The organism is Vibrio sp. THAF190c, assembly GCF_009363355.1.
GTDB classification, from domain to species: domain Bacteria; phylum Pseudomonadota; class Gammaproteobacteria; order Enterobacterales; family Vibrionaceae; genus Vibrio; species Vibrio fortis_A.
On the sequence record NZ_CP045338.1, the window covers coordinates 505,492 to 526,524 of the forward strand.

Annotated in this window: 10 protein-coding genes and 1 other annotated feature (1 of these 11 only partly in view); of the genes, 5 read left to right on the plus strand and 5 right to left on the minus strand. The window is 46.7% G+C overall.

Annotated elements, in window-relative coordinates:
- Positions 1 to 15 precede the first annotated feature (15 nt).
- The 3 genes from FIV04_RS02290 to gltB all read right to left on the minus strand — a co-directional run bounded on the left by FIV04_RS02290 (position 16) and on the right by gltB (position 11,994).
- Positions 16 to 5,466 (minus strand): glutamate synthase-related protein, encoded by a 5,451-nt coding sequence (locus FIV04_RS02290; RefSeq protein ID WP_152468157.1) that lies wholly within the window; start codon positions 5,464 to 5,466, stop codon positions 16 to 18.
- A gap of 511 nt (positions 5,467 to 5,977) precedes the next feature.
- Positions 5,978 to 7,447, minus strand: coding sequence for a glutamate synthase subunit beta (locus FIV04_RS02295; protein ID WP_152468158.1), 1,470 nt, complete (start codon positions 7,445 to 7,447; stop codon positions 5,978 to 5,980).
- Positions 7,447 to 11,994, minus strand: a complete 4,548-nt coding sequence (gltB, locus tag FIV04_RS02300; RefSeq protein ID WP_152468159.1) for a glutamate synthase large subunit — start codon at positions 11,992 to 11,994, stop codon at positions 7,447 to 7,449. The genes FIV04_RS02295 and gltB overlap by 1 nt, the downstream gene beginning before the upstream one ends.
- Before the next feature lie 531 nt (positions 11,995 to 12,525).
- Between gltB and FIV04_RS02305 the strand changes: the two genes are divergently transcribed.
- From FIV04_RS02305 to FIV04_RS02320, 4 genes are all read left to right on the plus strand, one after another.
- Positions 12,526 to 13,482 (plus strand): TIGR01212 family radical SAM protein, encoded by a 957-nt coding sequence (locus FIV04_RS02305; protein ID WP_152468160.1) that lies wholly within the window; start codon positions 12,526 to 12,528, stop codon positions 13,480 to 13,482.
- 81 nt (positions 13,483 to 13,563) lie between these two features.
- A complete protein-coding gene (locus tag FIV04_RS02310) occupies positions 13,564 to 15,336 on the plus strand; it encodes a diguanylate cyclase (RefSeq protein ID WP_152468161.1) in 1,773 nt (590 codons plus the stop codon).
- Between the two features lie 126 nt (positions 15,337 to 15,462).
- The gene (arcB, locus tag FIV04_RS02315) at positions 15,463 to 17,808 is read left to right on the plus strand and encodes an aerobic respiration two-component sensor histidine kinase ArcB (RefSeq protein WP_152468162.1); all 2,346 of its coding nucleotides are present in this window, start codon (positions 15,463 to 15,465) and stop codon (positions 17,806 to 17,808) included.
- Positions 17,809 to 17,815: 7 nt separating this feature from the next.
- The gene (locus FIV04_RS02320; RefSeq protein ID WP_032553143.1) at positions 17,816 to 18,259 is read left to right on the plus strand and encodes a hypothetical protein; all 444 of its coding nucleotides are present in this window, start codon (positions 17,816 to 17,818) and stop codon (positions 18,257 to 18,259) included.
- Positions 18,260 to 18,382: 123 nt separating this feature from the next.
- On the opposite strand, the gene arcA is transcribed toward FIV04_RS02320, so the two are convergent.
- The gene (arcA, locus tag FIV04_RS02325) at positions 18,383 to 19,099 is read right to left on the minus strand and encodes a two-component system response regulator ArcA (RefSeq protein ID WP_004741534.1); all 717 of its coding nucleotides are present in this window, start codon (positions 19,097 to 19,099) and stop codon (positions 18,383 to 18,385) included.
- 542 nt (positions 19,100 to 19,641) lie between these two features.
- Here arcA and FIV04_RS02330 point away from each other — a divergent pair.
- Positions 19,642 to 20,127: a putative 4-hydroxy-4-methyl-2-oxoglutarate aldolase gene (locus FIV04_RS02330; RefSeq protein ID WP_032553144.1), complete on the plus strand. Its 486-nt coding sequence runs from the start codon at positions 19,642 to 19,644 to the stop codon at positions 20,125 to 20,127.
- Positions 20,128 to 20,194: 67 nt separating this feature from the next.
- Here the strand turns inward: FIV04_RS02330 and FIV04_RS02335 are convergent, their stop codons facing one another.
- On the minus strand, positions 20,195 to 20,662 hold the full coding sequence (locus FIV04_RS02335; RefSeq protein WP_152468163.1) for a ribonuclease regulator: 468 nt from the start codon (positions 20,660 to 20,662) through the stop codon (positions 20,195 to 20,197).
- Positions 20,663 to 20,982: 320 nt separating this feature from the next.
- Positions 20,983 to 21,033: a sequence feature (Thr leader region), on the plus strand (it continues 65 nt past the right edge of the window).

A 21,033-nucleotide genomic window follows, 5' to 3' on the forward strand; every position in this document is an offset into this window, starting at 1 on the left:
GAACGTGCTTGTTGCCTAGCTGTAGACCCTATTATTTTGAGTATGGGCTTCTTGTTCTGCTTGTTCGATCTGCTCGCGGATCACATCGGCAAAGGTGTAGCAGTAGAGCGTTGCTAGGCGCTGATTGATTGGCTCAATCGCTTTCATCTCTTTGCTAATATCTTGTTCTCTCGCCATGATCCACACAGTTGTGCCGCGGCTGTGGGTATCCCACACATCGCGTCTCTCGAGTGACGCCTTGTAGTCTTGAATGCGTTTGTTAGCGAGCAGTACTGACAGTTCATCGTCGCTGTAGTTCGAGACCGCTTCCTTAACGTCTTTAAGCAGTTGGTCGTAGAGCTTTTTATCTTTCAGCTCAAACATACGTTGGATCACTTGAGCATCACCGGCGCTGTTTTTAGCGAGTTGGTGAGCGCGATGCAGCACGCCACTGTGGGTTAATAGATCACAGATGAGTGGTGTATCCATATCGCCATATTGTGGGCTCAATCCATTAGCCAGAGCCTTTTGATCACGGTAGGCAAAATGCACCGCTTCGATCAGGTTATTGGCTTGGCCTTGGATGAGTTCTTCCAGCATCTGCTTACGCGTGTGAGAGGTCAGAATACTCTCTGGGTGTTGGCTATGTAGCAGAGCAAATGGAACCACAAGCGTGAACAAGGTGCGACTGGTCGGCCAATCTTTGAGGATACGCTGCGCCTTGAGTGAACCAGTAAAGCGAACGTGCTGTTCTAGGTGCCACTTAAGTGCTTCTTCATATCCCGGGTTTTGTTCAATCAATGGCACGGTGAGTACCGAGTCGGCGCTGCAGCTATTTACGAATTGACCGTCGATGTCGTACTGGTAAGCAATACCACCAGACATGCCGTTGCCGAAGCCTTTACCAAAGCCTCCAAGGTTGATCACTGAGCCGTTAGTCATGTATTCACAACAGAAGTCACCAACCCCCTCAACGACAGCAACAGCACCAGAGTTACGTACTGCAAAACGGTCGCCCGCTTCGCCTTGAACAAAGGCTTGGCCGCCAGTTGCGCCAAACAGTGCAAAGTTGCCGATAAGGACGTTGTTGCCTGCTTTCAGTTTACGTTGACTTGGCGAGCGAACCACAATATGACCGCCACTTGAGCCTTTACCGACACCGTCGTTACAGGTACCAGTGTGCTCCATAACCAGACCGCTGTTATTAAATGCAGCGTAACTTTGACCGGCACTGCCGTGGCTTTTCACAACGATAGACTCGGCATCAAAGAAACGACGACCATTAGCCGCTGTGAGTGTTGCTGGGTGTTGTAGCGCCTTGCTTTGGTAGTTCAGTGCACGCTCGATGTCGATAGAGAGTTGACCACCTGTTGATTTGTTGCGGTTATTGAGCTTACCCGCATCCAGAACAATGTTGCGTTCTTCTTGTTCAAAGTAGTCAGCGAGTAACTGTTCAATAAGGTTGTCATCTGGCGTGAAGTCAGCTTCTAGATAAACGGGTTTCGCAACCTTAACAAGGTCGACTTCGCGCAGTAGGCCGGTGACATTGAGTTTACCAACAATGCTGTGGTGGTTAGCAAGGTGAAGCAGCTCACTCTTACCACGGATCTCTTGCAAGCTGCTGTAGCCGAGGCGAGCCAAGATCTCACGAACCTCGTGGGCAACGTTTAGGAAGTATTGAGCAAGGGCTCGTGGATCGCCTTGATACAGCTCTGGGTTGGTCGTCAGGCCGGCTGGACATTTAACATTACAGTTCTTAGCCATGACACACTTGAGCATCATCAGTGCTGTGGTACCGAACTCGAACGAGTCACCACCCATGATGGCAGACTTAATCACGTCGATACCGGTTTGGTGTGCGTTTGAACAACGCAGTATGACCTTATCGCGCAGGCCATTTTCACTTAGAGCCTGATGCACCTCGGCGATACCGATTTCTGCAGCTCGGCCAGTATTCTTCAAACTGGTTACTGCAGCAGCACCTGTACCGCCGGTATTACCCGCCACGTTGATGATGTCTGCGCCAGCTTTGGCTACACCAACGGCGATGGTACCAATACCTTCAGACGATACGAGCTTAACTATCACGCGTACACGTGCGGCTTTAGCGTCATGGATTAGTTGGCCTAAATCCTCAATCGAGTAGGTATCGTGGTGGGGCGGTGGGCTGACAAGTTCCACACCCGGCGTACCACCACGCGCAGCGGCAATTTCTACCGTTACTTTTGGTGATGGCAGCTGACCACCTTCGCCTGGTTTCGCCCCTTGTGCGATCTTTATTTCGATCTCTTCAAGCTGCGGATCTGCAAGGTAGCCGACCCAAACACCAAAACGACCTGAAGCAAACTGTTTAATTTTGCTCGATTTGATGGAGTTAAAGCGAGAAGAGTGTTCACCGCCTTCGCCCGAGTTACTCATCGCGCCAGCGATGTTAGTGCCTTGCGCAACGGCTTGGTGAGCGTTGGCATTCAGGGCACCGTGACTCATTGCGCCAGAAGCAAAGGCTGGCGTAATAAGGTGAGCGGGTTCGACTTGCTCAAGGGCAATTGGCTGCTTTGTCGTCTTAACGCGAGATAAGAAGGATTCAAGAACGGGCTTAGCAGTGAGCTCGATGGTTTCATTGACGACTGCGACATGTTCAATTTTATCTGACCAAGTGGTCTCAATCGCAATTCGTAGTGAGTTAACCAGCTCTCGGTTGTTGAGTGTCAGAATGAAGTGATTCGCGACGTCTGAAGAAGCTTGCACCTCTAGCCCTGACCACAAGTAGTTTACGTTGCCTTCAAAATGGAAGCGGTCGAGCAGGTGAGAGAACTCATCGGCACTTTGCGCCTGATTGAAGTTCAGAGGCAGTAATAAGATATCACGCAGTGTTGCAGGGCGAGTTTCACGCTCACGATACAAGTTGTCAGCAAAGGCGTGATAAGCAGGTGTTACTTGGAACTTATCGATCTCTTTAGAGCTGAGTTTCTCATAGCCAGTCTGCTTGTAGGCGATATCTTCGCTGGTGGCGACGGTGGATTCAAGCGCTTGCTCAGCAACAGGATCAACGTAGCGCACCTCTTCCTGCGTCATGTTGATGTATTCACGAACCGCGGTATTACCGAAGCTATGACCAGCGCCATCTTGACGTTCTTTAAACAGACCCAGTAACGGGATCTGATTTTCTTCGTTGATCGCTAGGGCTTTAAAATGCCACTTTGCTGAGCTCCACGCGAGATCATCAAACTGTGCACCGCCAACTGGCGAGCTGATATTCGGGAAGAAACTGTTGAGCTGTTCTGAGTCGGTATCAAGGAAGTTAGACTCGAAGAACTCACCACCGATATAACTCTCTACCGTACAAAGACCAAATTTACCCATGGTCTTCATCAGCGATTTTTCACAGGCTTTTTGGAAGTTCTTTAAGCCTTGCTCAATCGATTGGTTGTTACATAGCGTTTTGGCGCGGTGGTAGACAGAGATAGGGCAGACGGCTGAGATACCAAAACCTAATAGGCAGGCGATGTCATGGCTACTTGCTGCCTGACCCGTTTGATAAATCACGCTGGCATCGAAACGTAGACCGCGTTTGATAAGTCTTTGGTTGACGGCGGTAGCGACAAGAATCGCGGGTAGTGCAGCCTTACCATTGCCAATCTGTTTATCGCTCAGCACCACAATATTGGTGCCGTTCTCAACCGAAGCCTGAATCTGGTCACAGAGTTCAGTAAGTGCTTCCTCAACGCGCGCGGAATTATCTTCCCTGCTATTTAAAGTTGGATTGAAAAGGGCATCAAATGTTTCAACTTTGATTCGATCTTGCGAGAAAATTTGTTCAAGTTGTTGAGGTTGTAGAATTGGCGAGTTGAGAACCAGTTGTACGGTTTCGCTTGGGCTGAAATTAGGCTTCGCACCAAGAGCGACACGCAGCGTCATACCATCCGATTCACGTAAAGAGTCGAGAGGTGGGTTGGTGACCTGTGCAAAACGTTGGCTGAAGTACTTAGACATGCCACCTTCTTCATCGGTCAGCACGTTTGGTGCTAGGCCAAAGCCCATCGCCGTGATCTTCTCAGCGCCGTGCTCGATCATAGGATCGAGGAAGAATTTAAAGCTCTCTTGGTTCAGAGAGTAGGCCACATGACGGCTGTAGGCGCTGAAGTTTTCGTTCTCAGTCACGCTATCTAAAGATGCTGCCTCAAGATCGCCAAGGGTAATACGAGCCGACTCAAGTAGAGCGCCATAGTTACGCTCTTTAGCCAGAGTTTCGAGGATCTCGTTGGTCTCGTAGCTACGACCTGTCGCATGATCGAAGTAGATCATGCCACCGGCTTGAATTCGTCCAAAGCGCACAATCTCTTCTGCAGGAAAGTCGATCTGACCGGCTTCACTCATCACTGCAAGGTAGCGGTCTGTTTCAACACTACGCAGTGGACGCAGTCCTAGTCGGTCTAATCGAGCTCCGACTTTTTGGCCATCGGAGAAAATGAGAGCTGCTGGACCATCGTTTTTCTCTTCAGAAAGACTGAAGTACTCAAGCATCGCTTTCACTTCAGGAGAGAGACGCTCATCGTTTTCCCATGCTGGTGGCATCATCGCCAATACAGCGGTAACAATGTCTAGCTCATCTTCAACCACGCGGCGCGCCAGTGTTTGGTCGAGTCGAGCTGAGTCTGACTGACCTTTTGGAAAGATCACTCGCTTCTGTTGTTGACGTGCAATGGCATCTTCACTGAGTCGGTTTTTCTTGTCCGTGTTCAATTCACCGTTGTGCGCCATACGACGGAAAGGCTGAGCCATCATGGTAGCTGGCGCAGTGTTGGTTGAAAAACGTGTGTGGAAGAATAGGGTCGTGATGTGGTGCTCAGGGTGGCTGAGGTCACTAAAGTAGGGTACGACTTCCCACGAGTTTAGACGTCCTTTGTAAACCTGAGTTTTTGAACTCATCGACAGTGGATAGAAACCAGATAGAGCATCATCGGTGAAGCCTACAGATTCAATTTCACCCAACGCTAGGTTGATCTGATGTTCGAAAAGATCTGCGTTGCGAGACAAGTCACCATTTAAAAATACCACTTGCTGGATCGATTGCTGAACTTGGCGTGACGCATCGTTAACCGCAGATGGGTCGATAGGGACCTCTCGCCATAGCGCAATATCCAGTTGATACTTAGATAGATTTTCTTCTATGAGTTGTTTTGCTTGAGCATGGTGTTCACGATTGAAAGGAAAGAAGAAGTTCGCAACACCAAAGTCGCCAGACTCAAGGTTTGAGGATTTGAGTAGATGACGATAAAAGTTAATCGACAGGTCAATGTTGACCCCAGCGCCATCACCAATACCTTCTGCATTCATACCTCCACGATGTGGAATAGTACACAGAGCTTGGTGGGCCAGAGACAGCAGTTGATGGGTTTGTTCACCAGTTTTATCGGTGATGAAGCCCACCCCACAGCTGGAGTGTTCATGCTCGCGGTCATAAAGCGAGCGATATTCCTGATTCATTCGATCATTTCCTTGATTGCTTGCAGTTGAGACTGCGGGTTCCTTTGGCATGTATCACTACAGTGCCGAAGCCTCAGCTTATATCCCAATCGTGAGTGAAGCCTTTCACAACATCGAATGGGGAAACCAACTAGACTGCTCCTGCAGAAAATGTTGGTTTTCTTATTTGAACGATTCTTGTTCTTTTAAAGCGATCTCCATACTTATCATGTTAAAAAATTGATAGCAAGTAGTTGGTTTTCTAGCTAGGGGGATTTTGAATAGTTAATTAATCTGTAAATGCGCGCTAAAAATGACCAAGTTGTGATTTTTTCTATTGTTTTGTCGTGTTTTCTAGACTTATTAACCCAGTTGATAATGATTATTAATCATTGTTGTTACATGTCATTTTTTCGTCTTAATTCATAAAAAATGGATAAATAGATAAATAACAAGCGTACTGTATTGCAGAAACAAAAAAGGCCAACACAGAGTGTTGGCCAAAAGTTTGGAAGGAATTGTTATTAAAATTCTATGCAGAAAGCATCAAAGAGTCTGCTTTCGCTTCTAGGTTTGAGTTGCCCATTAGGAAGTCATCGATAGCAATAGCACATTCACGACCTTCGTTGATACAACGTACAACCAGAGATTGACCCGTACGCATATCACCCGCTGCAAACACACCTTTTTGGTTGGTTGCGAAGCCGTCAGTTGCTACGTTGCCGCGATCATCCAGTTTGATGTCCAATTGAGCAAGTACACCTGTTGGTTCTGGGTGTAGGAAGCCCATTGCTAGGAATGCCATGTCACATGGAATAACACGCTCTGAGTTTGCTACTTCTTCAAACCCTGGGCGCTCACCAGGCTTAGCATCTTGCCAAACGATGTCTGCGATACGTAGACCAGTGACTTCGCCTTTATCGTTACCGATAAACTCTTTAGTCAGAATGTTCCAGTGACGCTCACAACCTTCTTCGTGAGAAGTCGTTGTTTTCATGATCATTGGATACTGAGGCCAAGGCATGTTTGCAGGACGCTTCTCTGGTGGGATCGGCATGATCTCAACCTGAGTAACGCTTGCTGCTTTATGACGGTTAGACGTACCCACACAGTCGGAGCCCGTATCACCACCACCGATTACTACAACATGCTTGTCTTTCGCGTGAATTTCTTCACCTTTAAGATCCATGTCATTTGCGCGGCGGTTGTTCTGACCAAGGAATTCCATTGCGAAGTGAACGCCTTTCAGTTCACGACCTGGAACTGGAAGGTCACGTGGAACCGTTGAGCCACCTGTTAGCAGTACCACATCGAACTCTTGACGAAGCTGTTGTGCATTCACATCAACACCGATGTGTTGGTTTACTTTGAACTCAACACCCGCTTCAGCCATCAGGTTGATCTTACGATCAATCACGTCCATGCCCAGTTTGAAGTCTGGGATACCGAAGCGCAGTAGGCCGCCCACTTTCTCATCACGCTCAAATACCGTCACTGAGTGACCCGCACTGTTTAGCTGCTCAGCTGCTGCAAGACCTGCAGGGCCTGAACCGATGATCGCGATCGTTTTACCTGTGCGAGAGCGAGGTGTTTTAGGTTTTGCGTACCCTTCACGGTACGCAGTTTCTACAATCGTCTTCTCGATATTACAGATAGTGATTGGGTCTTGGTTGATACCAAGAACACAAGCGCTCTCACAAGGAGAAGGGCACACACGACCTGTGAATTCAGGGAAGTTGTTGGTAGAGCTTAGAATGTTCCAAGCCTCTTCCCAGCTGTCACGGTAAACCGCGTCGTTAAATTCTGGGATGATGTTACCAATCGGACAACCGCTGTGACAGAAAGGGACACCACAGTCCATACAACGAGAAGCTTGAGTATTGATCTTGTCGCCAAACTCTTCGTTAAGTACGAACTCTTTGTTGTTTTCGATACGAACTGATGGGTCGAGCTTCTTTGGAAGCTCACGACCATGCTCTAAAAATCCAGTAGGCTTACCCATTATACTGCCTCCACTTGTTCCGTTTGTGCTTGCTCTGCTTCAGCCTTACGCTTTTGAAGTACCGCTTTGTAGTCGCGCGGCATAACCTTAACCATTGAGGCTAGGCTTACTTCAAAGTTGTCTAGGAAAGACTGAGCAACTTCACTTCCTGTGAATTGAACCTGCTTAGTTAGCATCTCTTTCAGTAGTTCACGATCTTCTTCTTCGATTGGATCTAGGTCTACCAACTCAGGGTTTAGCTTAGTTTCGAAGTCACCAGACTTATCCCAAACGTAAGCCACACCGCCACTCATACCTGCCGCAAAGTTACGACCTGTTGAGCCAAGGATTACTGCGACACCACCAGTCATGTATTCACAACCGTGGTCACCAACACCCTCTACAACCACTTTCGCGCCTGAGTTACGTACACAGAAACGCTCACCCGCCATACCGCGGATGTATGATTCACCAGAGGTCGCGCCGTAGAAACATACGTTACCTACAACGATGTTATCTTCAGCAACGATGGTTGATTTCGCATCTGGGTAAAGTACTAGCGTACCGCCAGATAGGCCCTTACCCCAGTAATCGTTCGCATCACCTTCCACTTCGAACTTCACGCCCTTAGCAAGGAAAGCACCGAAAGATTGGCCTGCAGAACCATTGAACTTCACGTTCATTGGTTGAGGTAGACCTGCGTCTTTGTAAACCTTTGATATTTCGTTCGACAGCATGGTACCCGCAGAGCGGTCCGTGTTGATGATAGGGAATTCCGCATCTACGGCTTCGCCTTTTTCAAGTGCTGGAATCGCAGCTTGAATCAACTTACGGTCGAGAACTTCTTCTAGGTTGTGGTTCTGCTGTGTTTGGTTGTAAACACCATCTTCATCACGAGCTTGCTCAATGTGAAGCACAGGAGACAGATCTAGGTTTTTGTATTTCCAGTGTTGGATGTCTTCACGCACTTTCAGTTTGTGCGATTGACCTACCATCTCATCGATAGTGCGGTAGCCAAGCTCAGCCATCACTTCACGTAGACCTTCAGCCATGTACTGGAAGAAGGTCACTACGTCTTCTACGCGGCCGTCGAAGCGCTCACGTAGCGTTTTGTTTTGTGTTGCGATACCAACAGGACAGGTGTTCTTATGACACTTACGCATCATGATACAGCCTTCAACAACCAACGCTGCTGTCGCTACACCCCATTCCTCAGCACCCAGAAGTGTTGCTACTGCAAGGTCGCGAGGAGTTTTCATCTGACCATCAGATTGAACCACGATACGGTTACGTAGGCCGTTCTTCAGAAGCGTTTGGTGCGTTTCTGCTAGACCTAGCTCCCAAGGTAGACCTGTGTGACGGATTGACGACATTGGTGATGCACCTGTACCGCCATCGAAACCAGCGATAAGAACTACGTCGGCTTTCGCTTTCGCTACACCTGATGCGATGGTACCTACACCCGCTTCCGATACTAGCTTCACGTTAACGCGGCCAGCACGGTTTGCGTTCTTCAAGTCGTAGATCAGCTGAGCCAAATCCTCGATTGAGTAGATATCGTGGTGCGGTGGTGGCGAGATTAGACCTACGCCCGGAGTCGAGTGACGTGTTGCACCGATCCAGTCATCAACCTTATCACCTGGTAGTTGTCCACCTTCACCTGGTTTCGCGCCTTGAGCCATCTTGATCTGTAGCTCGTCTGCGTTCGTTAGGTAGTAAGACGTCACACCGAAACGACCTGAAGCAACCTGTTTGATTGCAGAGCGCTCCCAGTCACCGTTCTCTTTGCGCTCGAAACGCATTGGGTCTTCACCACCTTCACCAGAGTTCGATTTCGCGCCGATGCGGTTCATCGCAACTGCTAGTGTAGAGTGTGCTTCGTAAGAGATAGAACCGAATGACATTGCACCTGTCGCGAAACGCTTAAGGATGTTTTCGATTGGTTCTACTTCTTCTAGCGGAATTGAACCTGCTGGGTTCTTAACAAAGTCTAGCTGGCTACGTAGTGTTGCTGCGTTATCGCCTTGGTCGTCTACCGCTTTCGCGTATTTCTTGAACTGAGCGTAGTCTTTGTTGCGCGTTGATTCTTGTAGCAGTGAGATAGTCTCAGGGTTAAACAGGTGTTTTTCACCACGCTGTTTCCACTGGTAAACACCACCCACATCTAGAACTTGTACTGGGATTTCACGAGTCGGGAAGCCGATACGGTGACGTACTAGAACTTCCTTAGCGATATCATCGATCGTTAGACCTTGGATACGTGAAACTGTACCTGTGAAGTACTTATCAACCACAGACTTGCTGATACCCAATGCTTCGAAGATCTGTGCACCGTGGTAAGACTGCAGTGTTGAAATACCCATCTTCGAGAAGATCTTCAGAAGACCGCCATTGATTGACTTACGGTAGTTTTCGAACAGCTCGCGAATGTTTGTTTCCGGATCAAGCTTCTTCGTACGCTGCAGGTCAACCATAGTTTCGATAACTAGGTATGGGTTCACTGCGTTTGCGCCGTAACCGATCAGAGTTGCGAAGTGGTGCGTCTCACGAGCATCACCTGTCTCAACCACAATGTCACACTTCGCACGTAGACCCTTACGGATTAGGTGGTGGTGAACTGCGCCAACCGCCAGCATTGCTGGGATTGCAGCGTGGTTCGAGTTAACCGCGCGGTCTGTTAGAAGGATGATTGAGTAACCATCGATAACGGCATCTTCTGCGTACTGACAGATACGCTTAAGTGCACGCTCTAGTTTGCCTTCGTCTTCGCTTGCTTGGAATACGATGTCTAGCGTCTTCGCTTGAAGGTGCTCGTTATCGATAGCACGTAGCTTCTCAAGTTCAGAGTTAGATAGAACTGGCGACTCAAGCTCTACTTTTTGACAGTGCTCTGGAGACTCGGCCAGTAGGTTCTGATCTTTACCTAGGTAAGTGTTCAGAGACATAACCATACGCTCACGAATCGGGTCGATAGGTGGGTTAGTTACCTGAGCAAACAGCTGCTTAAAGTAGTTTGATAGATGTTGTGACTGGTGCGAAAGAATCGCTAGTGGCCAGTCGGCACCCATTGCAGAAAGTGGCTCTTTGCCGTCTTTCGCCATAGGTACAATGATTTCGTTAACTTCCTCTGAGCTGACACCAAACGCTTGTTGCTTGTGCAGAAGTTTCTCTGGTGAAGGCTGGCTGAATTCGTTGCTCGCATCTGGCAGTTTCTTCAGGCTCAGTAGATTCTCTTCAACCCATTTCTCGTAAGGTTGTGCTGATGCAATGCCGTCTTTCACTTCTTCATCAGAGATGATGCGACCTTGCTCTAGGTCAGCGACGAAGATACGACCTGGTTGTAGACGACCACGGAACTCAACGTTTTCTGGTTCGATTTCAACAACACCAGACTCTGAAGCCATTACTAGGAAGTCATCTTTGGTCACTGTGTAGCGAGAAGGGCGTAGACCGTTACGGTCAAGGGTTGCACCTACTTGAACACCGTCAGTGAAACATACAGATGCTGGGCCATCCCACGGTTCCATTACGTTCGCGTGGTACTGGTAGAACGCGCGACGAGTTGGATCCATGTTTTTGTTTTCTTGCCATGCTTCAGGGATCATCATCATCAATGCGTGTGGCAGGCTGCGACCAGATAGAACTAGGAGCTCAAGTGCCATATCGAAGTTAGATGAATCCGAGCTGCCTTCCTGACAGATAGGCAGTAGCATGTCGATCTCTGCCTGAGTGAACAGGTCAGATTCGATGATCGCTTCACGGGCTTTCATCCAGTTCAGGTTACCGCGAACTGTGTTGATTTCACCGTTGTGAGCGATGTAACGGAAAGGCTGCGCTAGACGCCAGCGAGGGAATGTATTGGTAGAGAAACGAGAGTGAACCAGCGCAAGAGCACTTACCATCGTTGGGTTTTGTAGGTCTAGGAAGTACTGAGGTACTTGTTCAGTGGTTAGCTGACCCTTGTACACAACCGTCTTGTAAGACATAGAGTTGATGTAGAAGTCATCACCAATGTTAGACACACTCTCAAGGCATACTCGAACCGTGTAGTTACGTAGAACGTACAGTTTACGCTCTAGCTCTTCAGGTGTGAGACCTGGACCACCAGAGATAAATACATGCTCGAATTGAGGCTCTGTGCTCAGTGGATCTGCGCCGATCATTGAGTTATCAGTTGGCAACACACGGTAACCGATCACTTCTAACTCTAGGCGTTGTGCATTGCGTTCCAGAATGTCGCGACATTGTGCACGTTTGTGTTCGTCTTTAGGGAAAAGTACAACACCAACACCGTATTTTTCAAAAGATGGCAGCTTAATACCCAGCTTTACCGTCTCTTCAAGTAGAAACTCGTGTGGTTTTTGCAGCAAGATACCTGCGCCATCACCTGAACACGGATCGCAGCCTTGGCCACCACGGTGTTCCATTCGAGCTAGCATATCTAGTGCTTGGGTCACTACTTCATGAGACTTACGGTTTTTGAGGTGAGCTACAAAACCGATACCACAAGCGTCATGCTCCAATTCAGGAGTATACAGACCCTGTGAGTTCTGCTCTTGATCTACCATAGATACATCCTTCCAGTTAAATCTAGGCGTAACTAGTTTGCACTTCGTCAGCCTTGTCCTTTTATATTTATGAGTCTAAACCTGCCCTGTGTTGGCGGTTTGAGTCCTTTCTGTCTCTCGCAGGAAAAATTTTGCGAGAAAAACAATCCTTAGTGATATCCGTTTTTTTTTGACCACAAACTAGTGGTTTATATAGGTGGGATTTGGATAACACCGATTTATTAGCAAGTTTGAGCTGTAATAAAATACTCAAAAAATGCCAATATGTGTAAGTATCCTACAATTTTGTTAAGGATAATTGCAATGAAAGTTGAACGATGTAGACCATTTTTTTCGTTTTGAATTGAATTTTTTGCATAACATTTGTGCAACATTAGGCAAATAGAGCCGTTTTTTTGCATTTTTATTGATATTTGTTAGGTGTCTCGCAAACGCTTTTCAGTAAGCTGCCCGGCTTAATTTATGAAATCCTGTAATTAACTTTCATAGATGAAATTGATATTCATTCTTATTTAGCTTGGTGCACCTCTCATGCAATTACACGAACTGGTCAATACGATTGGTCAAGATCTCCAGCGTCGCTATGGCGAAAAGGTCCATAAACTGACTTTACATGGTGGTTTCAGTTGTCCTAACCGTGATGGAACGATAGGGCGAGGAGGCTGTACTTTTTGTAACGTTGCGTCGTTTGCAGACGAAGAGACTCAAGTCCAAAGTATTGCAGCTCAACTCAACGATAGAGCGGGCGAAATTGCACGAGCTAAAAAGTATCTCGCTTATTTTCAGGCGTACACCAGTACCTATGCAGAAGTTCAGGTGTTGAAGAATATGTATGAAGAGGCGCTTAAAGCACCGGGTGCTGATATCGTTGGATTGTGTGTTGGAACGCGCCCTGATTGTGTGCCGGATTCCGTATTAGATCTGCTCGCTGGTTATGTAAAACAAGGCTACGAGATCTGGTTAGAATTGGGACTACAGACCGCAAATGATCAAACGTTAAAGCGTATCAACCGTGGTCACGATTTCGCTATCTATGAGAGTATCACCAAGCGTGCTAGGGCATTAGGTATCAAGGTGTGTACCCATTTGATCGTTGGTTTACCTAAAGAGACTAAAGTTGACAACCTTGAAACATTAGATCGTGTTTTAAACGTTGGTACGGATGGAATCAAACTGCACGGCTTGCATATTGTTGAGGGCAGCACTATGGCTAAAGCGTGGAAAGCCGGCAAGTTAGAGGCACCATCTTTAGAAGAGTATGTCGATATTGCTACGGATATGATTCAGCGTACTCCGGCTGAGGTGATTTATCATCGAGTCTCTTCTGCAGCGCGTAGACCAACTTTGTTGTCGCCATTGTGGTGTGAGAACCGTTGGCTCGCCATGACCGAGATTGGTCGTTCGCTAGATAAAAGTGGCGCTCAAGGCTGCAAGAATGGCGAGGCTTTTGTCTACACTTTGCCACAGCTAAACCCGACACCGAATTAACCTACAGCGGCTTGTAGAGATAAAAAGATCAATTAGTGATAAGATCGGCCCTTATTAGAGATGTATATAGACAGAGGGTAGATGGAACCATTGATGACTTGGTTGTGGGACAATGCGATTTGCTATGGATCGTTTATTGTTACCCTTCTGCTGTTTACCTTGTTCGGCTGGTATCTCTATTCCCGTTATCAAGCGCATATCGAACATCTGCTGCTCGCCACGCCTGCACCTTTGTGTATGGTCGATGTTAAGAGTGGCGAAATCGTGCATGCGAATCGTCAGGCTATGCAATTATTGGGTATCCGTCAGATGGGTACTCATTTCCGCTACCCAACCAATGACTGTCAAACAACCTTTTCTGAAAATCTTTCTAATCATCAAAGTAGCCACTCTTTTGAACAATGCCTGATGTGGGCGTTGTCTGAGTTCGAATCTCGCAAGGTCAACATGCTAGGGCGCAAGATGATCTTTCGCGGTAAACGTGTATGGATGCTCTACGCAACGCCGCATAAACACTCCAGTGAAGAGCAATCTCAAGAATTGCGAGAGCTTAATGTTGCTCGTACCGCTTTGGATTCGCTGTCTGAATTGATTTATGTAAAAGATCAAAAGGGCGATCTCGTGGCGAGTAACCGATCGTTTAAGAAGTTTTGGCATGGTCGTCTAGAAGAGGGCACGCTGAGTGTATCGAGTGGCGCATTAAAAGGGCGAGTCAGCCAACGCAGCTGGACGACCGATCAAGAAGGAAAGAGCTGCCTGCTTGAGACCTATCAAAGTGTGTTGATTGATGGAAATGGGGAGAGGATTGGTACCCTCTCCATCAGCCATGATGTGACCGATTGGCATGACATGCAGCAACAACTGCGCGATGAGATGGAAAAGCGTAAAGACACTGAAGTGGCGTTAGCACAGAGAGACACCATTCTTCAAAACATCTTAGAGGCTAGCCCAGATTCGATCGGCATCTTCAATGAGAATATGGTTTATCAGGCGTGTAATAAGCCGTTTGTTGCCGCATTAGGGATTTCTGAGGTGAGTGACTTAGTCGGCAAGCGCCTACAAGACGTTGTGCCAAACAGCATGTACTTACGCCTTTCAGATTCTGATCATCAAGTGCTTCATCAAGGAAAATCACTGCGCTACATCGATAAGGTCGTCTCAAGTGATGGTGAACAGACTTGGTACGATGTGGTGAAATCTCCATTTAAAGATCCAGCATCAAGCACTAGCGGTGTGCTGATCATGGCGCGTGATATTTCAGAGCGTTACTTAGCAGAGCAGAAACTAGAAGAGGCGAACTTAGAGCTAGAGCGCTTGAGTTTCTTAGATAGCCTGACTCAAGTTTCTAACCGCCGCCGTTTTGATGAGCAACTTTCTACCTTGTGGCATTTCCATGTTCGAGAAAGGCAGCCACTCACCATCATGCTGTGTGATATCGACTACTTTAAAGGTTATAACGATTTCTATGGTCACCAACAAGGTGATGATGCACTGATACAGGTGTCAAAAGCCTTTAAACGAGTGCTGAACCGATCGTCTGACTGTGTTGCGCGTTACGGTGGTGAAGAGTTTGCCTTTATACTGCCAAACACTGCAACTGAAGGTGCTCAGCTAGTCGCGCAACGTATTCATGATGAGATTCAAAGCCTTGGCATTGTTCACGAAAAGTCACTGGTTTCTGAGTGGGTGACAGTGAGTATTGGGGTGGTTTCTTACATTCCAACGCTCGATGATGAGATGGAATCGGCGGTTGCATTGGCTGACAGTGCCCTCTATCAAGCTAAAGCGGATGGACGTAATCAAACCAGTGTTCATCCTAGCTCAACAGGGCGTCTTCATACCTTGGGTTTATGAGCCATCAACAGACACCAAGATAAGCGTAATTAAATGCCCGCATGGCTGTTGCATGTGATGTGGCTAGCTTACCTCCCTTGTCTAAACAGGGTAGAATATTGCTAGTCTTATCGCATGGAGCGCTAAATGAAACCCATGAAAAATCTCGCCCAGTATTACGTTGATCTTCTCGTAAAGCTGGGAATTGTCCGATTCTCTATTCTCCTCGCATTAGCACTGGTCGCACTCGCGGTCGTGGTTCAAGTTGGTATCACTCTGGCTCTCAAAGGTAATGTCGATGATATCGATATTGTCCGCTCTGTCTTCTTTGGTTTGGTTATCACTCCTTGGGCTGTTTATTTTCTCTCCGTCGTTGTTGATCAGCTGGAAGAGTCTCGTCAACGCCTCGCTAAATTGGTCTCTAAACTTGGGGACATGCGCGAGCGTGACCAAGAGCTAAACAACAAATTACAGCTCAATATCGAGAAGCTTAACCAAGAGATTGAAGAGCGTGAAAAGGCTGAAGAGGCGCGTGCTGAAGCAATGCATGACCTAGAGAACGAAGTCTTTCAACGCGAACGCACTCAGCTTGAATTGGCGGAGCGAACCGCTCTTTTGCGTTCTTTCATTGATGCTTCTCCTGACCTTATCTATTACCGCAACGAAGATGGCGTATTCTCTGGGTGCAATCGAGCCGTTGAAGAACTGACAGGTAAAACAGAGAAAGACTTGGTTGGCTTAACACCTTGGGATGTCTACAGCAAAGAGGTGGCTCAGCAAGTGGTTGAGACCGATGAGAAGGTCTTTGCTGACAATCAAGCTGTCACTTATGAGCAGTGGTTAGAGTACCCAGATGGGCGCAAGAACTACTTCGAACTGCGTAAGGTTCCTTTCTACAGCAAAGATGGTCGTCACCTTGGCTTGGTGGGTTTTGGACGTGATATCACTGAGCGTAAAGAACACGAAGAGTCGCTTGAGAAAGCTAGTCGCGATAAGACCACGTTCATTTCAACCATCAGCCATGAGCTGCGCACCCCGCTTAACGGTATTGTCGGTTTAAGTCGCATGCTACTCGATAGTCAATTAACGACTGAGCAGCGTAAACATATGCAGACTATTAAGGTTAGCGCTGTGACGCTTGGGAATATCTTTAACGATATTATCGATATGGATAAGTTCGACCGACGCAAGCTTGAGCTCTTCCCGACGCCAATTAACTTTGAAGACTTTGTTTCTGAGATGGAGAGCATCTCTGCATTGATGGCGGAGCAGAAAGGATTGAGATTCGACCTCGAACGATTATCTGATCTGCCAACAGCAGTAGAAGTTGATGGTACTCGCTTGCGCCAAGTGCTGTGGAATCTGGTTAGTAACGCGATGAAGTTCACCAAAGATGGTGGTGTGGTAATGACGGTGAGTGCGGATATCGAAGATGACTTCGCGCATATCACGATGGAAGTGGAAGACACCGGTATTGGTATTCCAGAGAGTGAAATCGACAAGATCTTTGCGATGTATTACCAAGTGAAATCCGGCTCTGATAATTTGCATGCCGTTGGGACGGGAATTGGATTAGCCGTCTCGAAGCAGTTGATTAACATGATGGACGGCGATATTACCGTAAGCAGTGAAGAGGGCTTCGGCAGTACCTTCACAGTCTCGATTCGTGTACCTGTTAATCACGATACTCAAGCTCTAGTGAAGACGCCAAGAAAGCAGTCGCAATTGAATATCTTTATGGTGGAAGACATTGAACTCAATGTTACGGTTGCCCGCTCGCTGCTTGAGAGTTTAGGTCACAAAGTGACGGTGGTCATGACCGGTAAAGAGGCACAGATTGCGTTCAACCCGCAAGAGTTTGATCTGGTTTTGCTAGATATTCAACTTCCAGACATGACCGGTTTTGATATCGCTAAGTACTATCGTGAGAAGTACGCAGAGTTACCACCGCTGGTAGCGTTGACGGCCAATGTGCTTAACAACAAGAAAGAGTACCTCAACAAAGGGATGGATGATGCCATCAGCAAGCCGCTATCTGTGAAAGCGATTCAAGATGTGATTGCTAAGCTGATAGAGAGCGAGCAACCGGATAAACCACAAGTGATTGAAGAGGCACAAGTGGTGGAACCGAAAACTACGTCCATAGACACCAGCTTGCTTGATATTGAGATGTTAGAGTCTTATGTTGATATTGTTGGCCCTAAGCCTGTGCTTGATAGCATTGCGATGTTTGAAGATATGATGCCTGACTACATGGATATCCTAAACTCAAACATGGTGGCAAAAGACCAAACCAATATCGTTTCAGAAGCACATAAGATCAAGGGTGCTGCGGGCTCAATTGGTTTGAAACGAATTCAACAAGTGGCGCAAAAAGCGCAATCACCGGATCTACCTGCATGGTGGGAGAACATCTCAGATTGGGTCGATGAAATTAACAACGAATATCAGAACGACATTGAAGTCTTAAAGAGTTGGTTAAATCAAAGGTAGAAGAATAATGAAAAAATTAGCATTCGCCGCCTGTGTCGTGGCATTAGCGGGTTGTTCTGCACCACAAGTAGAATGGCAACAAGACAACCAAGTCGAAGTTTCTACTACGACCATCACGATGAAAAGTAATCTTTGGCTAAATAAGATGCCAACCATTGGTGAAGCACAAGATAAGACACTGCATGGTGCCATTTACCTTGAATCAGATTCTCAATTACCAGCGACACTGGCTGTTGAGAGTGTCACTGTTAAACAGGGCGCGGACACGCTACTTATTACTGGTGATGACCTAGACCTAAGAACGCACAATGAAACGCAATGGGAAGTGGCGTTTGTGTGGCAGCTAGAGATCGACAGCGAACAACCTGTTGATGTTGCAGTGGAGCTGAAAGATGGTGAAGCGGTGAAGTGGCTAGTTGAGAAAGACGTTAAAGTGGATACGGTTTACTAAATAAGCGCTTCGTAAATCAAGAATAGCGTGCTCCGGCATGCTATTCGTGCCGCGTGAAACGGGTATTAAAAAAGGGAGGATGCTGAGCATTCTCCCTTTTTCTATTCACTGTGATGGTGTGAATTAGTCTTCTAGATCACCACAGAAACGGTAGCCTTCACCGTGAATCGTAGCAATGATTTCTGGCGTACCAGATACTGATTCAAAGTGCTTACGAATACGACGGATAGTTACGTCTACTGTACGGTCATGTGGCTTAAGCTCACGGCCAGTCATCTTCTTAAGAAGATCTGCACGTGTTTGGATCTTGCCTGGGTTCTCACAGAAGTGCAGTAGTGCACGGAACTCAGAGCGAGGCAGCTTGTAGCCTTCGCCATCTGGGCTTACTAGAGAGCGGCTGTTGATATCCAAAACCCAACCGTTGAATTCGTACTTCTCAACGCTGCGCTTCTCTTCTTGAACAGAGCTTGTGCTCATTGAACGGTTCAGAAGGTTGCGTGCACGGATAGTCAGTTCACGAGGGTTGAAAGGCTTAGTGATGTAATCATCTGCACCAATTTCTAGACCAAGGATTTTGTCTACTTCATTATCACGACCAGTTAAGAACATTAGCGCAACATTTGCTTGCTCACGTAGTTCACGAGCAAGTAGAAGGCCGTTCTTACCAGGTAAGTTGATGTCCATGATAACAAGGTTCACTTGGTTGTCAGACAGCACTTGGTGCATCTCTTCACCGTCGCTAGCCTCAAAAACAGCATATCCCTCTGCTTCAAAAATACTCTTAAGAGTGTTACGAGTTACTTGCTCATCTTCTACGATAAGAATCTGCGGGGTTTGCATTTTGGCGGTACCTAAATTTGTGACGAAACTGTGCTAATAGAATAAATTCTAGGCAAAAACATAACATACAGGTAATGTAATTTTGATGATAACTCAAAGTTTTCAAAAATACACTTACTTCCAGCTGTCTGCCTTCCTTGAAGTATTGCCAATAACGTAAATCCAGTACGCCTTTTAATCATTCTGTTAGTGATTGCTGAGAATTCTATAATGTTAACAGCATGCTAACAACGCGATAATGTTAATTCCATTCACTTTGTTGATTTATATCAATTGCTGTCTGGTATCAAACTTGATTAGTATGAGCTACTGCTTAATCAACACTATAAATGATTAAATAGCCATAAATATGGAATGGCTATTCGCACTGGCTCGTATATTTTGCTTTCATAGTCACACTTACCTACATCAAGAGTAGGCTGTGGGACCTAGGAAGCGATAAGCTGTCTTTTAATTATAGACGTATTGAAAACAAAGGATTTATTTTTACTTTAAGCATGGGACTCGCGGCATGGGCTGCCTGTCTCGCTCATGGAGGATATATGCACGATATAACACCGGACTTATGTGATGAGTTCGAAAGCAAAGTGACGCTACTCAATCTCCCTTTACAGAACTACGGCCAACGTGCTGCGTTCTGGGGCGAAATTGTAACAGTGCGTTGCTATCACGATAATTCTAAGGTTCGTGATGTGTTAGAAGGTGACGGAAAAGGTAAGGTACTGGTAGTCGATGGAAACGGCTCTTGCCAAAAAGCCTTGCTGGGTGATCAACTTGCCATATTGGCGATTGAGAATGGCTGGGAAGGCGTGATCGTTAATGGCGCTATCCGTGATGTCGGCATGATGTCGCAGATGGATCTTGGTGTTCAAGCTCTAGGATCTTCACCGTTCAAAACTGAGAAACGTGGCAGTGGCCAAGTGAATGTGACGCTGACGATTCATAACCAACTGATTCAGCCTGGTGACTACATCTATGCTGATTGGAACGGAGTGCTCCTCTCTTCAGAGCTTCTGATCAACCCGTAGCTAGCGATTTTTAAGTGGAAACGGGAAACAGATTGGAAGTTGAGGTGACCTAGAACCAGCAATCTGCTTAAAAACGGAAACCAATCCCAACTTCCACACCTTGCTGCCACTCTTCGTAATCGAGGGTGGCATGCAGGTCCAGGTTATCGGTCAGTTGAACTCGACTGGTCACTTCAGCTGCAATCGACTTTTCTTTTCCTTGCTCAACATCTTCTTCATTACTGTAGGTATGCAGGGTACTGTTGAAAGAGATGCGATCACTCAGTTGATAGCTTACGCCACTAAGGAATCCATTTTCATGCCTTAGAGCATCGCTATTGATACGAGCACCTACGAACAGATCGACGTTCTTAAACACCGAGTATGAGTAGCCACTGTCGACTTTCCAAACATCGAATGATTCATTGGTTGAACTTTGGCTAGAGATAAAAAACTTGTGTGCAGAGGTGTCGAGTTGGCTCGGTAAGAGAGGCAACGAATTCGCGTTACAAATAACAGGCATAGCAAAGGCTAAAAGAAATAGTAATCTTTTCACTTCCCACTCCTGATGTCGTTATTATTTGTTATATACGCTTGTCGTCTAATTAAAGCACAGATCTTGGTGGTTAGCTGTACGAACCAGATACCTTTTTGCTCAGAATTAATAAGCAACAGGTTGCTTTTGCGATCTAGAGCAAACTCTGTTCATTTTTTATGCCTTGCATTTCATGGCTACTTTCTGCTCTAAATAACGTCTTACTATGAAAAATGTCGTGAATGCGAAAAAAAAGTAACTTTTCATTGACGAGATGTAGCAAAACTTGATACACGTAGAGATAAGCAAACGCAGAGAATTGAATATGCAGCACTCAAGCCACCTAGTAATGACCACAACCATTATTATTACCGACATTACAATTGTTGGGG